Raw genomic sequence first — 1628 nt, forward strand, 5'->3', positions numbered from 1 at the left:
CAGCTCCGTCCGTGTGATCGCTATCCCTGCCATGCCTGCCTCCATCCTTTGAGACCGCACTGAGCCAGAGTTCGTGAGCTTTGGGAATCCCCCTCGAGCCAGCCGAACGGGCCGTTGGTATCAGCCGACAGCTGCGGCTCGCCTATCTCGCGCCGGGCATTCTCAAGCGATTGGTCTACAAGCGCGAGGTGCCCGCCGTGACCCTGTTGAAACTCACCGACGTCGCGGCCCTGCCGTGGCACGAACAGCCGGAGCGGGTGTTCGACTGAGCCTCAGTGAAATCTCGCCTGAAACGTCGTCGCGGTCAGGGAGACATGCGCGTCCAGCGGCGGATGCAGTTCGAACGCCTTCGGCGCGCGTGAGAAGTTCCAGAGCCGGAACAGAAGCCATGCCGACCGGCGCTCCTCGGCCACGGCCAGCTCGTTGCGGGTGATGTGGAAGGGCGTGCGCTCCCATCCGTTCGTTGTCTTGACCTCGATCAGCCGGGGCAAACCGTCCGGGGCGAAACTCGCGATGTCGTAGCCCGCGCCGTCGCCATCCTCCTCCGACACCCAGCGCACCTTGCGCGCCAGATCGTCACGTCCTGCCGTCCGCAAGGCCGCGCGTTCATGCGCCAGCACACGCTCCTCGCCCGCGCGTCCGAGGGCCCGGTTGCGCTCGTCCCGACCCGCCACGTCGAACTTGCGGGCGATGTGCAGCATCTGGTCCAGTTCCTGCGGAGGCGGCTGGTTCGACAGCGTCGCGGCGGCCCGATCCCGAGCTGAGCCGCCTCGCGCAGGCCAGCGGCGGGTTGCAGCTCCGCTTGGCGCCCGAGCCAGGTCGGGTTCAGCGCCAGCCATCGGGCAACGGCATCCACCAAGGTCATCTGGAAGTTGAACGCGGGTTTGTAGCCGGGGATCCAGTCCTCGCCGAGGCCCTTCAGCACCGCGCTGATGTTCTGGTGCTTGAACTCGACGGCCCCCTCGGACCGGTCGTTCAGCAGCGGCAGCAGCGCGCGGCGATGCTCGGCCTTGCTGTAGGGCCGCACGGCGATATCGTCGGCCAGCATCGCGAAGTAATCCGCGACGATCAGGTCGTTCTCTTCATCCGTCCATGCGCCGTTCGACATTGCGCCAGGCTATGGGCGCGAAGTCTGTTTGTCATCAGAGACTTCCGGCAGGGATCTTGCTGCTGTCGCCGGCCCATGCACCAGCGCACCAGCCCGGTGATCGGCCGCCACGGAGCCGTCTTTCTGACCGCCCTGCGCCTTCGTGCCGCTCTCCGTCACCGGATTATCTCGCGAACGGGGCGACCCTATGAACCCAGCAAACCATTGGAAACGCGGGGATGTTTTGCGCCGTCCCGTGGCCGTCGAGGGGCGCTCGAAGAGAGACGCAGGCCATTCGGAGACCCATTCCGCGTCAAGCGCCCAGTCTCCGAAGGGCGGATGGCCCCGCCAACGCCCTTTGAAACAAAAAGAAAAAAGGCCCCAATCGGGGCCCTTGAACGGATTCAGCATCTGAATGTGGCGGAGAGACAGGGATTCGAACCCTGGAGACGGTTTCCCGCCTACACACTTTCCAGGCGTGCGCCTTCGACCACTCGGCCACCTCTCCGTGCGATTTACCTAACCTTGCGGGGGGGGCTGC

1 protein-coding gene, 1 tRNA gene and 1 pseudogene are annotated in these 1628 nt (G+C 65.5%); 1 reads left to right on the forward strand and 2 read right to left on the reverse strand.

Features of this window, described 5'->3' with window-relative positions:
* Nucleotides 1-80 precede the first annotated feature (80 nt).
* Nucleotides 81-269: a hypothetical protein gene (locus ENN83_RS07645; protein ID WP_287185686.1), complete on the forward strand. Its 189-nt coding sequence runs from the start codon at nt 81-83 to the stop codon at nt 267-269.
* Nucleotides 270-272: 3 nt separating this feature from the next.
* Here ENN83_RS07645 and ENN83_RS07650 read toward each other — a convergent pair.
* Nucleotides 273-1108: pseudogene (locus tag ENN83_RS07650) on the reverse strand (DUF3883 domain-containing protein).
* A 397-nt stretch (nt 1109-1505) separates the two neighbouring features.
* Nucleotides 1506-1595, reverse strand: a tRNA-Ser gene (locus ENN83_RS07655).
* Nucleotides 1596-1628 lie beyond the last annotated feature (33 nt).

The organism is Rhodovulum sp. (genome assembly GCF_011048875.1).
GTDB lineage: Bacteria > Pseudomonadota > Alphaproteobacteria > Rhodobacterales > Rhodobacteraceae > Rhodovulum > Rhodovulum tesquicola.